Raw genomic sequence first — 20,873 nt, 5'->3', positions numbered from 1 at the left:
GTGAAATCCTACGTGTCCGATTTCTCTTCGGCTGGTTTCTCGGCTTCCATCGGCTGGGCGGGTTGCTCTGCCGGTTCTTCGGCAGGTGTTTCCGCCTTTTCAGCAGCGGGCTTTTCTTCCATGGGCTGAGGTTCTTCCGCCTTCGGTTCGGTTGGCTCCGATTCCGGAGGTTGTTCTTTCATCGGCTCTGTTGCTTTGGGCCCGGTCGCCGTCGGCTCTTTGGTTTCCGCTTCGGCTTTCATAGGCTCTTCAGCAGGCTTCTCTGCGGACTTGGGAGTCTCTTCTTTCATCGGAGCCTTGTCCGATTCGTCAGTGCCCTTTTCTGGGCCCTTTTCTGGAGATTCTTCCTTCGACGGTTCGTCGTCCGGATTCCAGGTCGGAGGAACGAAGTCGTCCGTATTGTTCTGGAGGATATCGAGCAGCGGGAAGTTGGGGGAAATGTCCTCGTCAAACTGGTTCAACAGCGAACGGTATTCCTTGATGGAATCCGCCAACACGTCTGCCGACGAGTCGTCGCGGAGGGCAGGGTAGTCGTCGTAGATCTCAGTCCACTTTTCCCAGGCCTTCTCATATAGTTCGCGTGCTTTGACAAGGTTGGCATCCTTGTATGCTTCATGGGCATCGTACACAAGCTTGCGAGCTTCAAGGTTGCGATCGGTCATTTCCGATTCGGCGCGTGTCTTCCAGTAGTTGAAAGCGACGATGTCCTTTTGGCGATCAATCACGCCTCGAAGAAACTTGGCCTGGTCGAGCTGGTTTGCCAGTTTCGAGGCGTCCAAGGTTCCTTCGATATTGTTGGCTCGCATGTGTTTGACCACATCGAACTCCGAAACTCTCAAGGACTGTTGGGCTTCGTAGGCTAGGCTTCGTTGCTCGTCTGTACGTTCTTCCTCTTTGGTCTCGATGGCCGCTTTACTCTCTGCAGGAAGTTTCGCCAGTTTCTCTTGATAGATCACATCGACGTATTGGCCGTACTTGTCGTCGAATTCCTTTTGATCGACCTTTATCTCCTTGTTGAGGCGGTCAGCATCATTGAGCTTGATCGAGATGCCATAGGTCGACGGCATTTCGTGGTCGCCGTATTCGTTCCAATCGGCGTAGGCCTTGGCCCAGGCCGCTTTGGCTTTTTCAGAAATGTGTCCTTCTTTTTCAATCGCCTCGCCAAAGTTCATCAGACGTTTGGCAGGGTATTGGTAGAAAATCGTCGGCGACATTGCGCCGATGCTGCCGCGTTCGTTGTCGAGCGTATCGGTGGCCCAAAGATCCCACAGCCGGGCGACAAGCCAGTTGTCTGGGTTGCCTTCCACGACACCAGAAGCATTTTGCACGACGTCGAAGCCGCTGCGGTCGAGGTGCTCTTGGATTTTCGAATGAAACAACCGGTCGGTCGGAAAGAGTTCGCGATACTCGACTTTTTCGTCGGCGATACCAAATTTGTTGCCGAAGAAGTGCGCGATGGAGTTCATCATGCGCGGTTCGTTATAGTTGTATTCGGTCCCGTCCATGTGATATTCGATACCACGCTTAACCCACAGGTAGCGGTGCTTGTAGTTATCGAACTCGCGCGACACGTTGTACGACATATTCCAAGATTGGAACTCCCAGACCTTTAGTAAGTGTGGGTTCAAATACGAAATCGTACGGGCCGTGGCCTCCATCAGGGTGTATTGTTCAGTCTTCTGGTATTCGTTTAGTTGGTTCCAGAGGAGCGTGATCGCAACACCATCAAGCCCAACCAGCGATAAACGCATCGCTTCACTAGCCGGGTCGACCTTGCCTAGCTCGGCGTCGGAAATGTGATATTCCTTCCGCAATTGGGCGAGCAAGCCACCTGGGTTGTCTTCGGCAGTAGTGGCTGGGCGGCTGATCAACGAGATCGCGATCAGCAGCACGATCATGCAACCGCCATAGATAATCTTATGTTGAAAAGATTTGTTCTTGTTCATGCTGCGATTTCTTTCGATTTCAGAAAGAAGTAACCCACTGCGACCAGGGCCACGAGGAAGCCGATGACGGTGATAAGTTGTTCCGCGACCACAGCCAGCGGGATATTGTAGCCATCGACGACAAAGCCCATCGTGTCGAACATGCTGTAGTCAGGCAGCATGTTCACAAAGGCATAGATCATGAAGGCGAATGCCATATCAATCGATTGTATAACCTTGACCCAGGTATAGTCACCTAATTCGGTCATAATGTTCTTCTGTTGGAACAGACGGACCATGGCTTCTGTCGGGCCACCGCCGTACCAACCGGTTTTCTCACCGAAAATAACATTTCGAGCCAAGCCTCGGACATCTTCGGCGATGGTACCGTAGCCCAGGGCCAAAAACGAACCAAGCAATGCGACTGGGCCTTTTAGGAACGTGCTGAACACGAGCCCGAAAGTGATCACCAAAACCACCTGAAACCAAATGCCGACGTAGCACTTGATATAGTTCATCAAAAAGCTGCGGTTGTCTTCTAGGATGTAGACCGAGTTTTGGGCAACGCCGAAGTACTGCCCTGGCTCCACACACTGAATCCACAATTCCAAGCGACCGTTATCTTCGGTCGTAAGGTCTTCAATCAGGTCGAGCGTCGGTTGTTTCGGGTCGGTTTTGAAGTTGGACAGTTTGCGAGGAATGTACTGCAGGTCTGATTCTTCTTTGGCGGTAAATGGAATCGCGATACTACGAGCCCCAGTTTCGGGGTTTTTGAAATAGTAGTTACCACGAATCCCTTCGGTGATCGTTCCTTTGTACGTTCGGAAAACGCTCAGGTTGAACTCAACCGGCAATTGTCCTTCGCTGTTGAGCAGCGATTCGTTGACATCATCGAAGGTGAAGACCGCCGCACCGAAGGTTCCCCCTTCGATGTAGCTGAAGTATTCCCATTCTTTACCGACATTGATACCGCGATCAGAAGGGTTCTTACCTGAACGATCAAGGAATTGAACTGTGCCGATATGGCGGACGCGGGCCTGGAACATGTCCGATGGCCCTTGTACGACGTACTTTTCTTCTGGCCCGGCACCTTCTTTGGTCACGATCGTATGGCGATGTTCGTGAACCAGATCGGTTTCGCCGTCACCTTCGGGATAAATGGTAACGGTGTGCTTATGCCCTTCCGATTCGGTTGTTTCCCCGATTAAGGTGCCGTTCTCGCCGGGGACTAAGTCATTGGCGTTAATGTAGTGAGTATGGCGTAAGCCTTGCAGCAGAAAAACGTACGACAAGACGGCCATCACGACCAAAACGCCAGTACCCACAGCAACAAAACCAAACAGTCGCCCCAGGAAAATTTCACTCGGAAGAACTGGCTTGGTGAAGATGGTGTAGATCGTGCGATTTTTGATGTCGTCTGGCAGGCTAAAAACACTTAGCCCGATCACCAGCAGCAAAACAAGCCACTTAGGGAAGGTGAGAACGAACGTCAAATACAAGCGAACCGGTTGCTCGGCGCTCGGGTTGATATACCAACCTGCGACCAGCAGCACCAGCAAGAAGATCGCAAAAATGATGAGGACCTTCTTCCGGATCGCTTCTTGAATCGCCAGCCAGGTCATGGCCCACACACGGCGGGGGGAGATCGAAAGCAGCTCAGGGACCGCTTTCACAGCCGTGCCGAAAACTGCATAGAAGGCTTCAAACGGGCCGTTGCGAAAGACGGAGACCGCAAAACCGAAGACGATCCCGCAGACGATCAAAATGACCAAGGCAATCAGAAAGGTCAGTAGACCCCCTAATTGCTGGCCTGGAATGGGAAGAAGCCACTGGTTCAATGACTGGATATTATCTTCAATCCCCATGGTGACTGTTTCTTACTCGTGATATTCGCGTGGAAAGAATAGAGAGGCCGAAGGCAACGTGGGTATTAAGACTGTTCCGAACCGGCTCGACGGCCAGGTCGGGCCTCGCTCTCGCGAACGATATTGAGGAACAGTTCTTCCAGGGTAGTCGTCGGGTTCTCGACCGAGATGTTCTCGGCATGCTCCCGCTGGAGAATGGCCATGATCTCTGCTTTGGCCTGTTCACTAACCCCTTTCGCGCGAATCTGGGTTTCATCGCTCACCTTCAGCAAGGCGTCCACGCGACCCAGTTCTTTTAGTTCACCTTGATGCAGAATCGCAATTCGGTCTGCCACGTCTTGCAGGTCGGCCAGTTGGTGGCTGGTGACCAGGACCGTTTTGCCTTCGTCGCGAAGCTTAAGGATCAAGTCCTTCATTTCGCGAATACCGATGGGATCTAAGCCGGTGGTTGGTTCGTCGAGAAAGATCAATTCTGGATCGTTAATCAACGCTTGAGCCAAGCCAATGCGGCGAGTCATGCCCTTCGAGTATTCTTTCAACTGACGGCGTTCAGCCCATTTCAGGCCGACCATCTCGATCAGTTCGTTCACGCGGCGATGGCGGACATCGGCAGGCATGTTGAACAATTGCCCGTAGAAGTTAAGCGTCTCGCGTGCGTCCAGGAAGCGATAGAGGTACGATTCTTCCGGCAAATAACCAATCCGTTCCTTGGTGGCAATGCTGGAAGGGTCTTGTCCGAAGACTAACGCCTGGCCGCTGGTGGGGAACAACAGCCCCAGCAACAGCTTCATGGTCGTCGACTTCCCGGAACCATTCGGCCCCAGGAGCCCGAAGATTTCTCCTCGGCGGACCTCAAGATCGAGCGCCTTAAGCGCTCGCACCTTCTGGCGACCCCAGAAATCGCGATAAATCTTGGTCAGATTTCGCGTTTCGATGATGACTTCGTTATTGGAAGGAGCGGTCGATTGCGGTTGAGTTTCTACCGATGCCATGGAACCTGTTTCAAGCCACGGTGGTGGATTTAAGTGAAGGAAGAAATTAGGAGAAGTAAATGAATAGGTGAACTGCACCAAAAAATCATTGCACAGCTCGAATATTCCCTGTGTACGTAGCTCAGCCAGCTTGGTTCGGCTAGCGACGACAGCTTTTTCTACTTCCCCGGTGAATGGGAGAACGCATAAGGGAAAAGTTCGACTATAAATGCGCGGCCACCACGTGGCAAGGAACCAAAGTCCTATGCGGTATGGAGTTTATGCGAACTTCCCCAGCATTTTCCGGATTTTCCGCCTGGATGGGGGATTCTGCTAATTATCCGTTTCGCTTGATCAGGTTAGCGTCGGCAATTTCAGAGTAGGCCAGCAACTCTCAATTACCTATCTAGGTAGCAGAAGGAAAAGGGGGAGGAAAATGCTTTAAATTCTTATGCCTAAAGCAAGCTTCCGGAGGAAATTACCCTGAAAATTATGACAAAATCACTCGGCTTAGACCTAGGAAGCGGGTATCATTCATTTACCCACCCGAGAGGGAGGCATATCGGTAGCTTCGCCCCATTTTTGGTAGAGGTCGGCACGTATGAACCGTCGCGAGGGCTTCACACTCGTCGAGTTGTTGGTCGTTATTTCGATTATTGGCGTGTTGGTTGGTCTTCTATTGCCAGCCGTTCAACAGGCACGCGAAGCCGCTCGGCGCATGCAATGCACGAATAGTCTCAAACAGTTGGGGCTTGCATCGCTTACATATCACGACACCTATGATTCGTTTCCCCCTGCTTGGGATAGCCAAGGTGGATGGTCTGGTTTTGCTCGCTTGCTCCCCTATATCGAACAAGCCAATATCGAGGCCGCCATCGATTGGGGAACGTCGTATACCAAATACCAGTCCAATGGACCTGCTGGAAATATCTTGAAGACCGGCACTCCGCTCCCTGCGTTGGAGTTGGATATGTTCAAGTGTCCTTCGGAAGTCAACTTACGGGGTGTCGATGCCTCGGGAGATGGCATTCCAGATTATTTCCCCTCGAATTACGCCCTCTGCCATGGCACGTTCAGTGTTTACAACGGCAGTAGCGCCGGGGATGGCGCTTTTGGTGCGAATCGTTATACCCGGATTGCCGAGTTCCAGACCGATGGAACGAGCAACACCATGGGCATCTCGGAAGTGAACTCGTTCACCTTGTTTAGCAGCGGTTCGCGGACCTATGACAATTCGGCGGGGATTCCTTCTCTGTCCGATATGGCTTCGGTTATCAGCACCAACGTGAGCTCAGGCTCTTCGAACTTTGGCCACACACAGTGGGTCTCAGGGAATGTACTTCAAACGGGGTACACGGCCTTCTTTACGCCGAATACCATCTTCAATATCGATGGTCGTTTGCAGCCAGCAGACTTTGTGAATAACCCCGAAGGGGAGTCTGATGTGGCCGATAACCCCTGTATGGCAGCGGTTACGGCGCGCAGCTTCCACCCTGGCGTGGTGAACGTGACCTTCATGGATGGGAGTGTGACTAAGGTGACCGAAACGGTCGACTTGTATGTCTACCGCGCGATTGCCACCCGCTTTGGTGGTGAGGTTGTCGAACGCAACAAGCTATAAGCGTTCCACCGCCCGATTTTTCGCGCTTTTGAAGTCGGGCGTTTCCATCTGGTGAAAGCAGTAGGAACTTCAATTGTCGTTTGTACAAGTTGCAAACATTACAAGTACTACTGCTAGCATCTCGATGTTGAGATATTTTGTGCAGCCTCTAAGTTGTTACTGTCAAACAGGTTGCTGTTTATGGCTAGGGCTTCTCACTGCAATTGGCACGCCGGGTGCTTTACTGTTAGACAAGCTCGTAACAAATGTTCCTCAAACATTCGTGCAACCTCCAATATTCATTTCGTCTGTCCAACGAAATGAAACCCGTTAAACAACGTCCGTCTCCTGATTCGGCCGGTTTGCTTCCCGCAGCAAACCGGTCTTTTTTTTGTCATGACACGGCCAGATTGGTCGAGTGAACAAGGTCACAGTGAAAAGCAGAGGCAGCAGCACATTCAGTCCCCAGCTATTTACGCTAAAATAACTCAACTACGGCTGAATTGAATATCGCTTGAAACCTTGGGAAAGCCACATCGTTGGACGCCGGACAAAGTCTTACTGAGTCGACTCGTTATCAAGAGGCGTTGGATTATCTTTTCCAACGTATTAACTACGAGCGAACCACCGACATTCCCTATCGCTCGCGTAGCTTCAAGCTCGACCGGATGCAGGCCCTGATGGATGCTTTGGGCAATCCAGAGCGAAAAGTGAAAGTGATTCACGTCGCGGGAACCAAGGGAAAAGGTTCGACTTCGGCATTTTTGGCCAACGTTCTTTGGAAGGCGGGCTATCAGGTCGGTAAATTTACTTCACCCCATTTGGAACGTCTGGAAGAACGTTTCTGGCTCAGTGGTGAGAGTTGCTCGGCGGACGATATCGTGTGGTTGGTCAACCGACTGGTGCCGATTATCAAGCAAATGGATGAAGCCTCAGGGCCAGAAGACCGTTTGACCTTCTTCGAGTTAACGACGGCGATGGGCTTCCTGCTATTCGCAGAGCGAAACGTTGATTTCGCCGTGTTGGAAGTTGGCCTGGGCGGACGACTTGATTCGACGAACGTTTGCCATCCTTTGTTATGTGTGATTACCAGCATCAGCCGCGATCACATGGCACTGCTGGGTGATACCTTAGCTCAAATTGCTGGCGAGAAAGCCGGCATCATTAAACCAGGTGTGCCGGTGGTTAGTGGGGTTGAGGCCATCGAAGCTCGTCAGGTTATTGCAGACGTGGCACGAAGTCATCAGGCGCGTTTGTGGCAACTGGGCGAAGACTTTTCGAGCCGACCTACGGATCGTGCCTGGAAAGAATCCTCTGCGGGGGCACTGTTTCAGCAGACGTTCCATTTCTGCTGGAAAGAGAACGAGCCACGCGCTTATGCGATTGGTATCAAAGGGCAACATCAAGTTGCGAACGCGGGCCTGGCAATTGCTTGCATTGAATTGCTGCGGCAGATGGGCTTTGACATTTCAGAAGACGCACTGCGCGAAGGACTTGCTACAACGGCTTTGCCGGCGAGGATCGAGTGCGTCTGCGATCGCCCAACAATCATTGTCGACGCGGCTCACAACGATGCGTCAGCGGCGGCGCTGGTGAGCGTTCTGGAAGAGCATTTTCCTGGCCGTCGGCGGCAACTTGTTTTTGCGTCTAGCGGTGACAAAGACCACGCGGCAGTGTTGCAACATTTGCTAGGTGTGTTCGACGAGGTTTGGCTGACTAAGTATAGTTTCAGCCCCCGCGCGACCGATCCGGCATACTTACTTTCTTTGGCTGAAAAGCTTGAGCTTGAGAAGTTGCCGAAGTTGCACACGGCAGACGACGCAAAGGTTGCCTTTCACGAGGCGATTGAATCAAGCGGTTCTAACGACGTGCTAGTTGTTACTGGTTCGTTCTTTATTGCGGCGGAATTCAAGCGCTTTTGGAGAGAACAACAAGCGGGCCAGGCTTCCTCTATTTCGTCCGCCGCTCGATAACGCCATCCCACCCTGCTGGGCTCTGACCATGGTGCTCGGCTATTTGGTTCAGCAGCAATGTTCGCGGACCAAACGAGACGGGCACTTGTTGAAGCAGTTCGATCGCTTGTGCCCATTGCCCAGCCTCGAAGCATGCGAGTGCTTGCATGTATTCGGACAACCAAGCCAGCTTGTCTGGCTGAACCGTGTAGATTTGCGTAGGGTTTTTGAGACCTGCCAGACGAAAGTTGCCAAGCCGGACGAAGTGGTCGGCTGGGATGGAAGGATCGTTCTGCAGAAACTGCTTGGCGGCCTCGTCCAGCAGAAGGGGAACGCCGAGTGGTTTGGTCAAGCCTTCGATCCTTGCTGCCAAATTCACTGGTGGCCCGAACGCGGTGACTTTGACTTGGTCGCGGCTGCCAATCATGCCTGCTACCGCGCGGCCAGCCGCGATGCCGATACCGGCTTGCGGGGGCTTTTCACAGCAGAGGAAATCGGTGCCTGCGAGGGTGCGGATAATTTTCTGCGCGGCGTTGAGCGCGCCGAGTGGCTGCTGCAAAGTATCTTTGGGCCAACCCCAGAATCCCATGACAGCATCGCCGTGAAAGTCGCCTATCACCCCTTGTTCCGCCAAGATGGCCGAGGTGATTGTCGAGAGCGTTTCGCTCGTTTGCTGGAGATAAGGTATCAGCCGGTCGAAGTGTTCTTCTGTGGCTGCCGAGAAACCACGTAGATCGCAAAAGAGAATCACAAGGTCCGCTTCCCGTGGCGACAGATAGCTTTCCAAGTCAGAGGAAATGCCTTCGAGCAGGCCAGGGGTGAAGAACTGATTTAACTGCGATTGGCGGCGTTCCAGGGCTAAATTGCGAGAAAGGTTGGCAAACGTCGAGCCCACGAGTTCCGCAAACTTGATATCGTCTTGCAGAAGTTCAACCTCGGTCAGGTTTCCTTTTAATTGGGCGCGGCGGCCAGATAGGTAGAGCGCGCCAGATTTGTTCAATTGAAACTTGAGAGGAATGCACATCGCCCAGTCATGCCCGGCAACCTGGGTGTAGTCGCTTCCGCTTGGCATCGGGTCGTTCGACCACACATGCAGTACGCACATTTCGGACTGGGTGGCATGTTCGATCAGGCTTTGGCTGGAACCACCTGGGGTGGAAAGCCCGTCTCGGCTATCCCAAGCGATCGGAACAAAGCGAGTTTTATCTTTACGAGTACGCTGTTCCAGCAAGACGACATCGTTGCTATGCGTGATCCCTTCCAGCAGTTGTTGCAGCGTGATTGTCACCAGTTGTTCATGGTCGTTGCACGAAGTCATCTTCGAGACCATCTCGGTCAGTAATTCGATTCGACCCGGTGTCTTGCGAAACGCAGCCTTGCGGATCTCGTTAGGGTGAATGGTGACTTCTGTTTTGGGGCTGCGATGGGGGAGGGGAAAACTTGGCTCGGTGTTCTCCAGTAAGAATTCAGTGTGCCCAATTACGAAGTGTTGTCCCGGTTTGAGCCAAAACGTCGACTCTGGTTGCGAATTGAAGAAGATGGGATTTACCGCTTCCTGAAATTGGCGAACTTCTAACTGGGCGCCATTCCAGGTCAGTTGAGCATGTTTGGAGGAAACCTGTTTGTCCCAGGCCACCGGGAAGGCGAGGGTGGTTCGGCCAATAATAAACGGCTGGTTCGGCACCAAGCGGCGGCGCCAACGCTGAGAAGAAAGAGTATCGCGGGCAAAAAGTTCAGCCATTGGGCCTTCTTATTTGGGGGTAGTGTTCCGCACCGGCAGAGCGATCGTCGTTTGCTCGTGGGGAGGAATGATGCTGCTGGTATCCCCTGTGGCATGAGCCCCCACAGGAACACGGCGTAACGCTCGCACCACGAAGTACCATAACGTCAAGACAACCACAATAATCAATATTGCGGCCAAGATACCTTGCCGTGAAAGTTGTGAACCAAGCTCGAAAATCGGCTTCACCGCGAAGGCATGTTCCTCTTGTACGACGACCACTAAGCCGGTCGAGTCTTGCTGCGGGGCAGCGGGACCAGGGCGGGTTGGCATCGAGACTCCTTGTGCCGCAAAAATCCAATCTCGATCGTAGGCAGCACCGAGTTCGTCTCTGCCAATCGGGTCTTTACCGACCACTGGGGTCCCGGTTTCGAATTGTGAAAGTTGTACGCGGAATTGAGGATCTTCTGAAAATCGCAGCGGTACCATTTCGTGGTTTTCAAGCAATTTATCGAAAAGCGGATGCTGCAGGATCACGCCATGCGTGGGGGCGTCACGGCCATCAACCAAAATTGCGAACTGGTGCTCGGCAGGTTCCAGGCCGGTGAACTTGCCGACATCCACCGACATCGCAACGACCCCGATGATCTTTCCTTCGTGCCGAATAGGAGTCGACATCGCGACCTTCCAAGTTCCAGAAGCCGTACTGCGAAACACCGCAGAAAGATGAGTTGATTCGATCGGAGGTGGTGTCGGGGCGGTTGGCGAAAGGTCTTCGCTTCCGCCATGAAAATAGGTGCGGTAACCGAAATAGCCACCAATCGGCGTCATGGCCAGATTGGCATCGTAGGAAGAGGCAAGCTGAATACCATGCGAATCAATGACAAACCAACTGGAAGTGTTGGCTTGCGAAGGAAGGTTGAACTGATCCATGATCCGCTGCTGCAGAGCTTGGCGAGCTGGATGTTGCTGGAATTGAACTCGGTCTGGAGATTGATTCTTACCGGTTGCGCGTACGGCGTGCAGCTTTTCCAGAAGCGGTTCCAGTTCGGGGTCGTGAATTGTACTGAGAAAGAGTTGCTGAAATTCTTTGTCCTTGGCTAGGCGTTCCACATCTTCAAAGCGGGCATTGATCGCATGAGAAACATTCGTAGCAGCCAACTCCGCTGCGAATTGATTGCTCTCGTGTGCTTTGGAGACCATTGCTTTCTCCGAGGCTTTCATCGCAAACTCGTAGTTGGTCCAAGCAAAGAAAAGCCCAATCATGAGCAGGATGGCTGGCCCTAATACTCCCAGTAGAATGAGGGGGCGACGATACCTCATGCGGTCCCGTTCGTTCAGGGCGTCAAGCACCTCTTGAACGTTGTGGTAGCGGTGGCGAGGATCGGCGGAAATCGCCCGGTCGACAATCTGAATCAGCTCGCGATCGACTCCACGAATCTTTTTATGGGCATCTGGAGGAGGTGAAGCCGTGATCAGTTCGCGGTATTTTTGCAAACGATCGCGCAGGCCATTGGAAGAATCAATTTCTCCGACACTCGAAGAAGAGCGAAACGGAGGCTCACCCACGAGCATCGTATAAAGCAGAGCCCCCAGGGCATAGACGTCCCAGCGGACATCAGGAGTCGCTTCTACGTCTGCTTGTTCCGGAGCCATGAAGAACAGCGTTCCCAGGGCAGGGCGTTGGTCGTGGGAAAGCCGCGACTGGCCAAAGTCGGCAATACGAGCCTTCCCGTCCTGGTCGAGTAGAATGTTAGCAGGCTTCAAGTCACAGTGGAAAATTCCCTTCCCATGGGCGTGAAGCAGGCCAATCACGACATCTCGAAAGATCTCGATTGCGTCGTCCACCTGCATCGCACCACCACGACGGAGGCGGTCTTCGAGCGATCCGTTGGGCAGGTACTCCATGACATAATAAGGAGGTTCCGCGTTCCATCCCACTTCCAGCAATTGAACGACATAGCGATCTGCGGAAAGAAAGACCAGTTTCTCGACCTCGGCGGCGACGAAGCTTTCGTCCAATGCCCCGCGATGATGGTAGATTTTGATGGCGACACGGCGCCCTGTGTTTTGGGCCGTCGCGACCCAAACCTCGCCATAGGCGCCACGTCCGAGTAACGAGTCGAGATCGTAGCCTGGGATTTCGCAGGGAGGATTCCCCTTGGGCCGGCTTAGGTGCTTGGCGGCACTAAGCTGCCCTGGCGTTTGTTTTTGCGTTTCGTCCAGGCTCATGGCATCGTGGAAAGGGAGGGAAGAAGTGATTGCAACATTTTACGGTCATTTGCCGAGTGGACCAATCATGACACGCGGTACTAGCAGCTAAAGAAGACACCGGTCCCCATCGAAGTTTACCCATCGTGGGGAGCGTAAGTTGATATTTTAAGGAAGATTTCATGCCCCATTTTTTACATAAAACACTTACGCCGGTACTTACCCTACTTTGGTTGAGCGGCTTGTCTGGTTTGGTTTGGGCTCAGGCTGAATCCCCCGCAGAACCTTTGGATGGCGAAAATGGCCGCCCATTGGCTATCGGAGAGTTTCGACCCAAAGCGACGTTAAAGGTTCGTGAGACCAATTTGACTCACGCCAAATTTCCGGTGGTCGACGATCATACGCACTTTCGTTATCGCCTCAGGCATTCGCCTGAACAGCTAGACGACTTTGTCGAAGTGATGGATCGCAACAATATCGCGATTTGCGTCAGCCTCGATGGAAAATTAGGGGCCGACTTCGACGAGCATGCGAAATACCTGTGGACGAAGTACCCGGATCGATTTCTGATTTATGCGAATATCGATTGGCAAGGAGACGGCGACCCTGAGAAACCAGAAACATGGGCCTGTCAGCGACCAGACTTTGCCCGGCGCATGACTTTGGAACTGGCCGAAGCGAAAAAGAAGGGGGCCAGTGGGCTGAAACTATTCAAACAATTTGGCCTGGGCTATAAAGACGCAGACGGTTCGCTACTGAAGATCGATGACCCACGTTGGGACCCGATTTGGAAAGCCTGTGGAGAGCTGGGATTGCCGGTCATCATTCATACGGCCGATCCAGCCGCGTTCTTTGAACCGATCGACAAGACGAACGAACGCTGGGAAGAACTTTCGCGGCACCCCGATTGGAGTTTCTATGGCGATCAGTTCCCCTCGCGTGAGGAATTGCTGGCCGCGCGTAACCGGGTGATCGAGCGTCATCCAGAAACGACCTTCATCGGAGCGCACTTTGCCAACAACTCGGAAGATTTGGGGCAAGTGGCAGAGTGGTTAGAGAAGTACCCGAATTTATACATCGAGCCTGCTTCTCGTATCTCGGAATTGGGGCGGCAACCTTATACTGCGCGCGAGTTTTTCTTGAAGTATCAAGATCGAATCCTATTCGGTACCGACGGCCCCTGGCCGGAGCAGAGATTGCATTACTATTGGCGATTCTTCGAGACCTTCGACGAATACTTCCCTTACTCCGAAAAAGTCCCGCCTCCGCAAGGGTTGTGGTACGTCTATGGCATCAAGTTGCCTGACGACGTGCTGAAAAAGATCTATCACGGCAACGCGGCGAAGGTTATCCCCGGGGTTGAAGAGAAGTTGAAGAAGATTCTGACCAACCAAGCTGCCCCGTAGGCACGTAGCTGAACGAATAGATCTCGGGACCCGTAGGAACGAAGGGCACATTGTTCAAGCGGATCGAGAAGAAATCGAGGTTTGTGGTTCTCCTCGGTTGGGATACATTAGGCAAACCATGGCTGTCGCATCTCTGCCAGCAGTGCTAGCGGCGGCCCCATGTTCACGGAGGAAATTCATGAAGACGACATCCCAATCATCGGTTGCTCTCGCGGCGATTATCCTAGCGCTCTTAAGTGCTCATTCGGTCTTCGCTCAAGTGAGCCGCGAAGACATGGTCGTACAGCAATCGACGGAAGTGCTCAACGAAATTATGGCCATTCCGGCCAAAGGAATTCCTCATGCGCTTTTGGCTCGGGCTGAAGGGGTTGTGATCATTCCCAATATGATCAAAGGGGGATTCGTCATCGGTGTCCGACACGGCCGTGGTGTGGTGTTGGTGCGAAATGAAAACCGTGGTTGGCAGCCTCCTCAATTTGTCACGATGACCGGAGGAAGCGTTGGCTGGCAAGCTGGTATTCAAGCGACCGATGTTGTCTTGGTGTTTCAAACCAAGAAAAGCATTCAAGGGCTTCTTACTGGCAAGTTCACCATTGGGGTCGATGCTTCTGCAGCCGCTGGGCCTGTCGGGCGTCAGGCTTCCGCTGGAACCGATTTGAGCTTGCAAAGCGAAATTTTCTCTTACAGCCGCAGCCGGGGCTTGTTTGTGGGGGCAGCGGTCGATGGCAGTTCGTTGCAAATCGACACTCTCGCCAATCGAAACTATTACGCGAGTACCGGCCTCACGCCTAACGGCCAGCCTGCGATCAATACGCCAGTGCTTCCGGCATCGGCCGTCCAGTTGTTGCAAACAATCGCCAAGTATGCCGACAACGTCCCTGTTCAAGCAGAGAACACCACCTACGAAGTTCCACAGGAAGTCGTCGAACTCAACCCGGCGATGACGCCAGCACAAAACGCGATTGGCATCGATCAACTCCGAATGGAGTTGGCTGCAGCATCCAATCGGTTAGGAAGTGTGCTTGATAACCAGTGGAAAGGATATCTGGCCTTGCCCAAGGAAGTTTACGAGCAAGGACCCCACCCTAATCCTCAGACTTTGAAAGCATGTATTGCTCGCTACGATCAAGTTGCCGGAAATGCCAACTACGCACAGCTAACGCAACGACCTGATTTTCAGCACGTGCATGGTTTGTTAATTACCTATACCGATGCCTTGGCTGCCATGGCGGCTGAAAACGGCGAAATTCGACTCCCTCCTCCGCCAAGTAATGTGGGACCTCAAGTTGTAGCCCCGCAACCAGTCGGACCGCAGGAAATCGCCCCTCAAGGGGTTGCCCCTTCCGTGATCCTTCCACGTTAGAAGTGATTGCCAGAAGCCTGATTCATCCAAGAGAGCATCCCTAGATGCTCTCTTGGTCGTTTGTAGAGCCTGATTTCTGAGAGAGACCTTAGCCAAGTACTCCGCATATCAGGGAATATCCCCCCTATTCTTTCCGCTGCTCGAAAATCCCCGTATATTCAGCACCTGGAGCGAACCAAGTTTCAGGTGTTTTTTTGTCGGTCGGAGAAAACGAGCATGTCGGAAATTGATCTCAAGTCGTACATTCGCGATGTCCCAGACTTCCCCAAACCGGGAATCTTGTTCCGCGATATCACGCCCCTGTTGGCCAATCCGCACGTGTTCAACGAAGCAATCGATCAGATGGCCGCCCACTACGAGGGGAAGAAGATCGATGCGATTGTCGCGGCAGAAGCCCGTGGCTTTATCTTCGCCGCCCCGTTGGCTTTGCGGCTTAATTGCGGTTTCGTGCCGGTGCGCAAGCCTGGCAAGCTGCCTTTCGATACGCATTCGTTCCACTATGAGCTAGAATATGGGAGCGACACCCTCGAAATCCACATCGATGGCGTTCAGCCAGGGCAAAACGTGCTGATGGTCGACGATCTGCTGGCCACCGGCGGTACGATGAAAGCCTGTTGTAATTTGGTCGAAAAGATCGGGGCCACCGTGGTTGGCTGCTGCTTCTTAATCAATCTCAAGGCGCTCGAGGGTGAACAGCGGATCGCTCCATTCGAGTCTTTCAGCTTGATCGAATACTGAAAAGTGAATTAGGCTCAGCGACAGTTTGATGAAGATAGAAAGCACTATATTAAATTGCATTCTCATCAACTAGATATTGCTAATCGCATGGGTAAACTTCTCCTGCGATGGGAAGCTCAATCTGATCGCTGCGACGAAATCCTCGACGGCTGGAAAAAGCAAATGCCTTAGATTCCTTGCGTCGTCATATCTCTTTGCGGCGGTACATTGTGTCGCCGCTTCGGAAACGTTCGCCAGCTGCGTTGGTTCTCGGCTCGTGCCACGGCTTATCTGATTAGGCATAGCAAAATCGCTTTCATCTTCTCAAAACGAAAGCAGAATTTCGATGGGACGACGCAGGTCCGAAGCAGGCTTTTTCTTCTTCAGTGCTCATCTGAGATGGCTCGTGACATCCATCTTGTGGGGTTGAGACGTCGGATGAATTGAGGGCAAGGAAACACAACCCTTCAATCCTCGTGATCACTATCGTAAGTCGCCAGCACGAAGTACGATTCTGTCTTAAAGAGTTTCTCTAGGCATCAAGAGCAGTCGATCTGTGGCTGTTATATCAACAGGTGTTGCTTTGTAGATGTGGGCAACAGGTTGTGCAAATTCTGCACAAAGTATCGGTTATTTAAGCGTCAGAGAGATCGTCTAGGAACCAGGTAGGCCATGTGAGCAATCTTTGCTCAATGGAGTGTTTGGGGGCGACAGGCCATTGTCCTGGCATTAGTGGCTTGGTTCCGATTGTTGTTCAGGCGGACTGTGCAGGCGTGACCTGTAAGCGAAAAGGAAATCAAATATTGGCACACGCAGTGCTAAAATAACTTGGGCTGCGCGCATTCGTGACAGCTATCCCAATAATTTCATAGGCCTTTTTTTATGTTCGCTGATTTCTTTCAGTTGAAGAAAGTAATGGATTTCAGAAGGAAACCACTTGGTCGACGCTGGTTTACTGGCTGCATGGTGATGTTCCTGGCGGGAACGGCGAATGTCTACTGCGCCCACGCGCAAGATAAAACGCCCCAGGCGGAGGATCCGATTTTTCATGCCATCCAGGAAAAAGCCGCTGATGTTGCCGCCAAGCCGTATCAGTCATCCCCTGAATTACCGGGCGAACTCAAAGACTTAAACTATGACACCTACCGTCTGATCGCTTTCGAGCACGAAAAATCGATCTGGAAGCCAGAGGCATTGCCCTTTTGGATGGAGCTTTTTCATCGCGGGTATATTTATCGCGATGAAGTTCAGGTGTTTCTTTTGCCGCCGGGAAGTTCATCCGTGAATGAGGCTGAACGGTTAGATTTCGATCCTTCTCGCTTTCAATATCGTGGCGAACTGGCCGGGCTGACTCCTCCTAAAGATTTGGGATATGCCGGCCTGAAAATCATCGGCAAATTTCCCAAGTCAGAGCACCCGCTAGAGATTGCTTCGTTTTTAGGTGCTAGTTACTTTCGTGCAATTTCCCCTGATCAGTTCTATGGGACGAGTGCCCGAGGTTTGGCGGTTGATATTGGTTTGGCGAAGCCAGAAGAGTTTCCCGTCTTTCGAGAATTTTGGGTAGAACGCCCCCAACCAGATGCCAAGCAGTTCAAGGTTTGGGCTTTGCTAGATAGCCCCAGTGTGACGGGGGCTTATGCGTTTGTAATTCATCCTAACGAAACGATGACGATCGACGTTAAGGCGGAACTTCATTTCCGTAAAGTTCCTGAGAAGGTGGGCGTTGCTCCGCTGACAAGCATGTGGATGTGGGGGCTGGGCAAAGAAGGTCCAGCCAACGATCCCCGTCCCCGGGTTCATGATGCCGATAGTTTGTTGATTCAAACGGGCGAGAACGAGTGGATTCGGCGTTCGCTGAATCGTCTCGATTTTCCTTCGCTCAGCAATTACCAGGCGCGGCAGCTATACGGCTTTGGGCTTATGCAGTCCGAGCGAGACCCGGCTCGGTATCAAGACGATGAAGCCAAGTACGATCTCCGGCCGAGTGTTTGGATTACGCCGAGCAAACCATGGGTGAACGGAACAGTACAGCTTTTAGAACTTCCTTCCGATCATGAAGGGACTGATAACATTGGCGCCTACTGGGTTGCCGATCGACCTGTTACGACCGACCAACCTATTGAGTTGGAATATGAAATTGCCTTCCTCCACCAGGCACCCAAGCAGCATTCGCTGGCGAAGGTGACTGACTTTCGAGTTGATCGCTCGGATAAATCCTCCCTCCATCTCACCGTCGTTTTTCAGGGCGACAACCTATCCAGACTTCCAGTGGAACGCGAGTTGCTACCTCTTATCGAGGTACAACGAGGCAGCGCGAAAGAGATCGTCGTCCGGCGAACTGCGCTTAACACGGTGGAAGTCTCGTGCAAGTTGATCCCGGACGGACCTTACGCCATGGAGATTGAGGTTGTCCTCAAGGTAGAGGACGAGCTCTGCTCTGAATCGTGGAGATATCTATGTCCCATTTAAGCTCAACCACTGACGTCGGAGCCCTATACGGTCACTCCTTCGACGCCAACCAGATGGGCCCGGTATTACCGACTCCCCCTTTGCATCGTGAACTTTCAGATGCTGATGTTCGCGGAGCAAAGAGCGTCGTCGCCGATTACTTACGTGACCTTGGTTTAACCGATCCTGATTTTATCGCTTCCGAAAGTAAGCGAATTGTCAACGAGTCGCTCGCCGCGATTGCGGAAGATCCCAAGACCAATGGAAAGCGGCTCCGTAAGATGGCCATCCGGCTAACCGTTAAAAAGTTAGCCAAGTGGGTTCATGCCATTGAAGTCGAGCATGGAGCCGAGGGCACGCCCAATCCGCCTGGGGTAATCGGTGCGCACTTGCCAGAGCTTTTGAGCCTGCACCCGCAAGGTTTGGTCGACGAGTCATTGCCGGAACGGTTTGTGGCCTCGGCTCAAACCAAACGGAAGCCCGTCGTGCCGCCACCGGTTCCTAAGGGAATGACGAAACAGAAGCTTCCGCTGTTGCCTCGTTGGGGCAAGCAGCTTGCCGAAGTATTGGGATTGTGCCAAGCAAGCCACAAGAAATCAGACAATATCGCAAGCGAAGGGGGCGAGCAGCCTTGTTCCTTTCGAAGTTGCTTCAACGTAACCCGGGGGTTGTTGGCGTTCCTTACCTTGCTGACAACGGCAACGGCGGCGGCTGTTTATTGGGAGACGGTGTCGGCAACAGGGATCTTTCAGTATCCGCTGGTGGGCATGTTTGTGCTGCTGTTCTTCTGGATTGCGTTTAGTTTCTGGACGGCCACGATGGGGCTGGCTTCGATCTTAATGTCGAAGAAGCAGAAGAAGGTGATCCCGGTTGACGATCCTGAATACCTGACCGGTTTGCCGCGTAGCGCGATCTTAATGCCGATCTACAACGAAGATACTGCCAGCGTAATGGCGAATCTGAAGGCGGTTGCTTTATCGCTGAAGTCGATCGGCGCCGCAGATAAGTTTGACCTATTTGTTCTCTCGGACACCACCAACCCCGATGTCTGGCTCGAAGAAGAACGGGCCTGGGCCAAGTTGGTGATCGATTTGCCGGAGCATTGCCGCGTTTACTATCGCCACCGCGCGAAGAATACTAGCCGCAAGGCAGGCAACATCGCCGACTTCTGCCAACGCTGGGGCGACCACTATCCTTACATGACGGTACTCGACGCCGATAGTGTGATGTCGGGCGAAACGCTGGTCGAGATGGTCCGCCGCATGGAAAACGATCCGCAGATCGGAATCTTGCAGGTCCCACCGACCCCAGTCAATCGTCAGTCGTTCTTCGCCCGGACCCAGCAATTTGCTGCTCAGGTTTACGGTCGTGTTTTCCTAGAGGGCTTCGCCTTGTGGTCGGAATGCGACGGGAATTACTGGGGGCATAATGCGATTATTCGCATCAAGCCGTTCATGGAACATTGTGACCTACCGGTTTTGCCGGGCAATGGACCATTAGGTGGCGAGATTTTAAGTCACGACTTCGTAGAAGCCGCTTTGATGCGACGAGCCGGTTGGAAAATTTGTCTGGCTCACGATCTTCAAGGGAGCTATGAAGAGTGCCCGACCACGATGCTCGATTATGCCCAACGTGACCAACGCTGGTGCCAAGGGAACATGCAGCACATGGGCTTGCTGCTCGCCGATGGTTTTCACCCAACTAGCCGGCTTCATTTGAGCATGGGCGTGATGAGCTACCTGGCTTCACCGCTGTGGTTGGTCTTCCTCACCCTGTCGCTGGTGGCTGCTTATCTTGGGGGCGACGCTGCGGCTGCTGGGATCAATCCTTGGCTTGCTGGCGGGCTGTTCGCGGCGACGATGGGGATGCTGCTCATTCCGAAAGCTTACGGCTTGTTCGCGTTAATGCTTCGACCCCTGCCGCAAGATTCACCTCAGATTCGCCAGCGGGCTTGGCTGGGTGTTTTGCTAGAAACAGGCGTTGCGATCTTGATTGCTCCGATCATGATGCTGTTGCACAGCCAATTTGTGTTGGCGACGTTACGTGGAAAGAAGGTGAAGTGGAACGCCCAGCAACGCGATGACGTTGGCGTTTCGCTGACGGATGCGTTCATGATGCACTGGGCTCATACCCTAGTTGGTGTCACCGCGACGGCGATCCTGTGCTTCACCGCCCCTACTTTCTTGCTCTGGCTTTCACCGGTCTTGGTTGGTTTGGTCTTCTCGGTACCGCTATCGATGCTGCTGGGGAGCTTGGAGATCGGCAAGAAGATGAAAGGACAAGGCTTGCTTCTCATCAACGAGGAAGTCGAAGCTCCGGAAGTACTTAAAGTGCAACGCGCTGCTCTGGCGAAGTCTAGTCGCGAAAAGCAAGCTGGTCCCAAGGGGGATCTGTTTGAAATGGTGCTACTAGATCCCGCCTATTTGGTGTTGCACTTGGGGATTTTACGAACGAGTGAACGCGAGATTCCGATCTTTCGTGATCAATTGATGGCGATTCAAGCAGTTGTTAAGCGAGATGGGCTGCACGCGCTTCCGCCTAAGATTCGCTTCCAGGTGCAGAATAACCGCTACGCGATGGAGCAGTTGCACATTCAACTGCGATCTCAGCGGAAACCAAAATCGCCATTGGCCTATCGATCGTAAGCCTAGAAAGCCACTAAAACCTAGAACATGCCCACCAACGTGTGGGCATG

General features: G+C 52.8%; 12 protein-coding genes. 7 read left to right on the top strand and 5 right to left on the bottom strand.

Translation table 11 applies throughout. The features are described 5' to 3' along the window. Window positions 1-8: 8 nt before the first annotated feature. From DTL42_RS16335 to DTL42_RS16325, 3 genes are all read right to left on the bottom strand, one after another. Window positions 9-1,946: a hypothetical protein gene (locus DTL42_RS16335; protein ID WP_114369847.1), complete on the bottom strand. Its 1,938-nt coding sequence runs from the start codon at window positions 1,944-1,946 to the stop codon at window positions 9-11. Continuing rightward, window positions 1,943-3,790 (bottom strand): ABC transporter permease, encoded by a 1,848-nt coding sequence (locus DTL42_RS16330; protein ID WP_114369845.1) that lies wholly within the window; start codon window positions 3,788-3,790, stop codon window positions 1,943-1,945. Before DTL42_RS16330 ends, DTL42_RS16335 begins: the two co-directional genes overlap by 4 nt. A gap of 65 nt (window positions 3,791-3,855) precedes the next feature. Then, entirely contained in the window at window positions 3,856-4,782 is a 927-nt protein-coding gene (locus tag DTL42_RS16325) for an ABC transporter ATP-binding protein (protein ID WP_114369842.1), read from the bottom strand. A gap of 580 nt (window positions 4,783-5,362) precedes the next feature. Here DTL42_RS16325 and DTL42_RS16320 point away from each other — a divergent pair. Beyond that, complete coding sequence (locus tag DTL42_RS16320; protein WP_114369840.1) at window positions 5,363-6,382, top strand: DUF1559 domain-containing protein; 1,020 nt, start codon at window positions 5,363-5,365, stop codon at window positions 6,380-6,382. A 518-nt stretch (window positions 6,383-6,900) separates the two neighbouring features. Further along, window positions 6,901-8,334, top strand: coding sequence for a bifunctional folylpolyglutamate synthase/dihydrofolate synthase (locus tag DTL42_RS16315; protein WP_114369837.1), 1,434 nt, complete (start codon window positions 6,901-6,903; stop codon window positions 8,332-8,334). On the opposite strand, the gene DTL42_RS16310 is transcribed toward DTL42_RS16315, so the two are convergent. Both DTL42_RS16310 and DTL42_RS16305 read right to left on the bottom strand, forming a co-directional pair. Beyond that, on the bottom strand, window positions 8,312-10,054 hold the full coding sequence (locus DTL42_RS16310) for an adenylate/guanylate cyclase domain-containing protein (protein WP_114369835.1): 1,743 nt from the start codon (window positions 10,052-10,054) through the stop codon (window positions 8,312-8,314). The two genes, DTL42_RS16315 and DTL42_RS16310, sit on opposite strands and share 23 nt — an antisense overlap. Before the next feature lie 9 nt (window positions 10,055-10,063). Next, window positions 10,064-12,265 (bottom strand): protein kinase domain-containing protein, encoded by a 2,202-nt coding sequence (locus DTL42_RS16305; RefSeq protein WP_114369833.1) that lies wholly within the window; start codon window positions 12,263-12,265, stop codon window positions 10,064-10,066. Window positions 12,266-12,426: 161 nt separating this feature from the next. On the opposite strand from DTL42_RS16305, the gene DTL42_RS16300 reads away from it, so the two are divergent. From DTL42_RS16300 to mdoH, 5 genes are all read left to right on the top strand, one after another. Further along, window positions 12,427-13,650, top strand: coding sequence for an amidohydrolase family protein (locus tag DTL42_RS16300; protein WP_114369831.1), 1,224 nt, complete (start codon window positions 12,427-12,429; stop codon window positions 13,648-13,650). Between the two features lie 178 nt (window positions 13,651-13,828). Next, complete coding sequence (locus DTL42_RS16295; RefSeq protein WP_158545423.1) at window positions 13,829-15,013, top strand: lipid-binding SYLF domain-containing protein; 1,185 nt, start codon at window positions 13,829-13,831, stop codon at window positions 15,011-15,013. A gap of 216 nt (window positions 15,014-15,229) precedes the next feature. Then, complete coding sequence (locus tag DTL42_RS16290) at window positions 15,230-15,751, top strand: adenine phosphoribosyltransferase (RefSeq protein WP_114369827.1); 522 nt, start codon at window positions 15,230-15,232, stop codon at window positions 15,749-15,751. Between the two features lie 894 nt (window positions 15,752-16,645). After that, a complete protein-coding gene (locus DTL42_RS16280) occupies window positions 16,646-18,199 on the top strand; it encodes a glucan biosynthesis protein (protein ID WP_158545422.1) in 1,554 nt (517 codons plus the stop codon). After that, on the top strand, window positions 18,187-20,823 hold the full coding sequence (gene mdoH / locus DTL42_RS16275; RefSeq protein WP_114369821.1) for a glucans biosynthesis glucosyltransferase MdoH: 2,637 nt from the start codon (window positions 18,187-18,189) through the stop codon (window positions 20,821-20,823). The genes DTL42_RS16280 and mdoH overlap by 13 nt, the downstream gene beginning before the upstream one ends. Window positions 20,824-20,873 lie beyond the last annotated feature (50 nt).

It is taken from the genome of Bremerella cremea (assembly GCF_003335505.1).
Classification (GTDB): Bacteria; Planctomycetota; Planctomycetia; order Pirellulales; family Pirellulaceae; genus Bremerella; species Bremerella cremea_A.
Note: the sequence above shows the minus strand (reverse complement) of the source record. Positions and strands in the feature narration are given on the sequence as shown.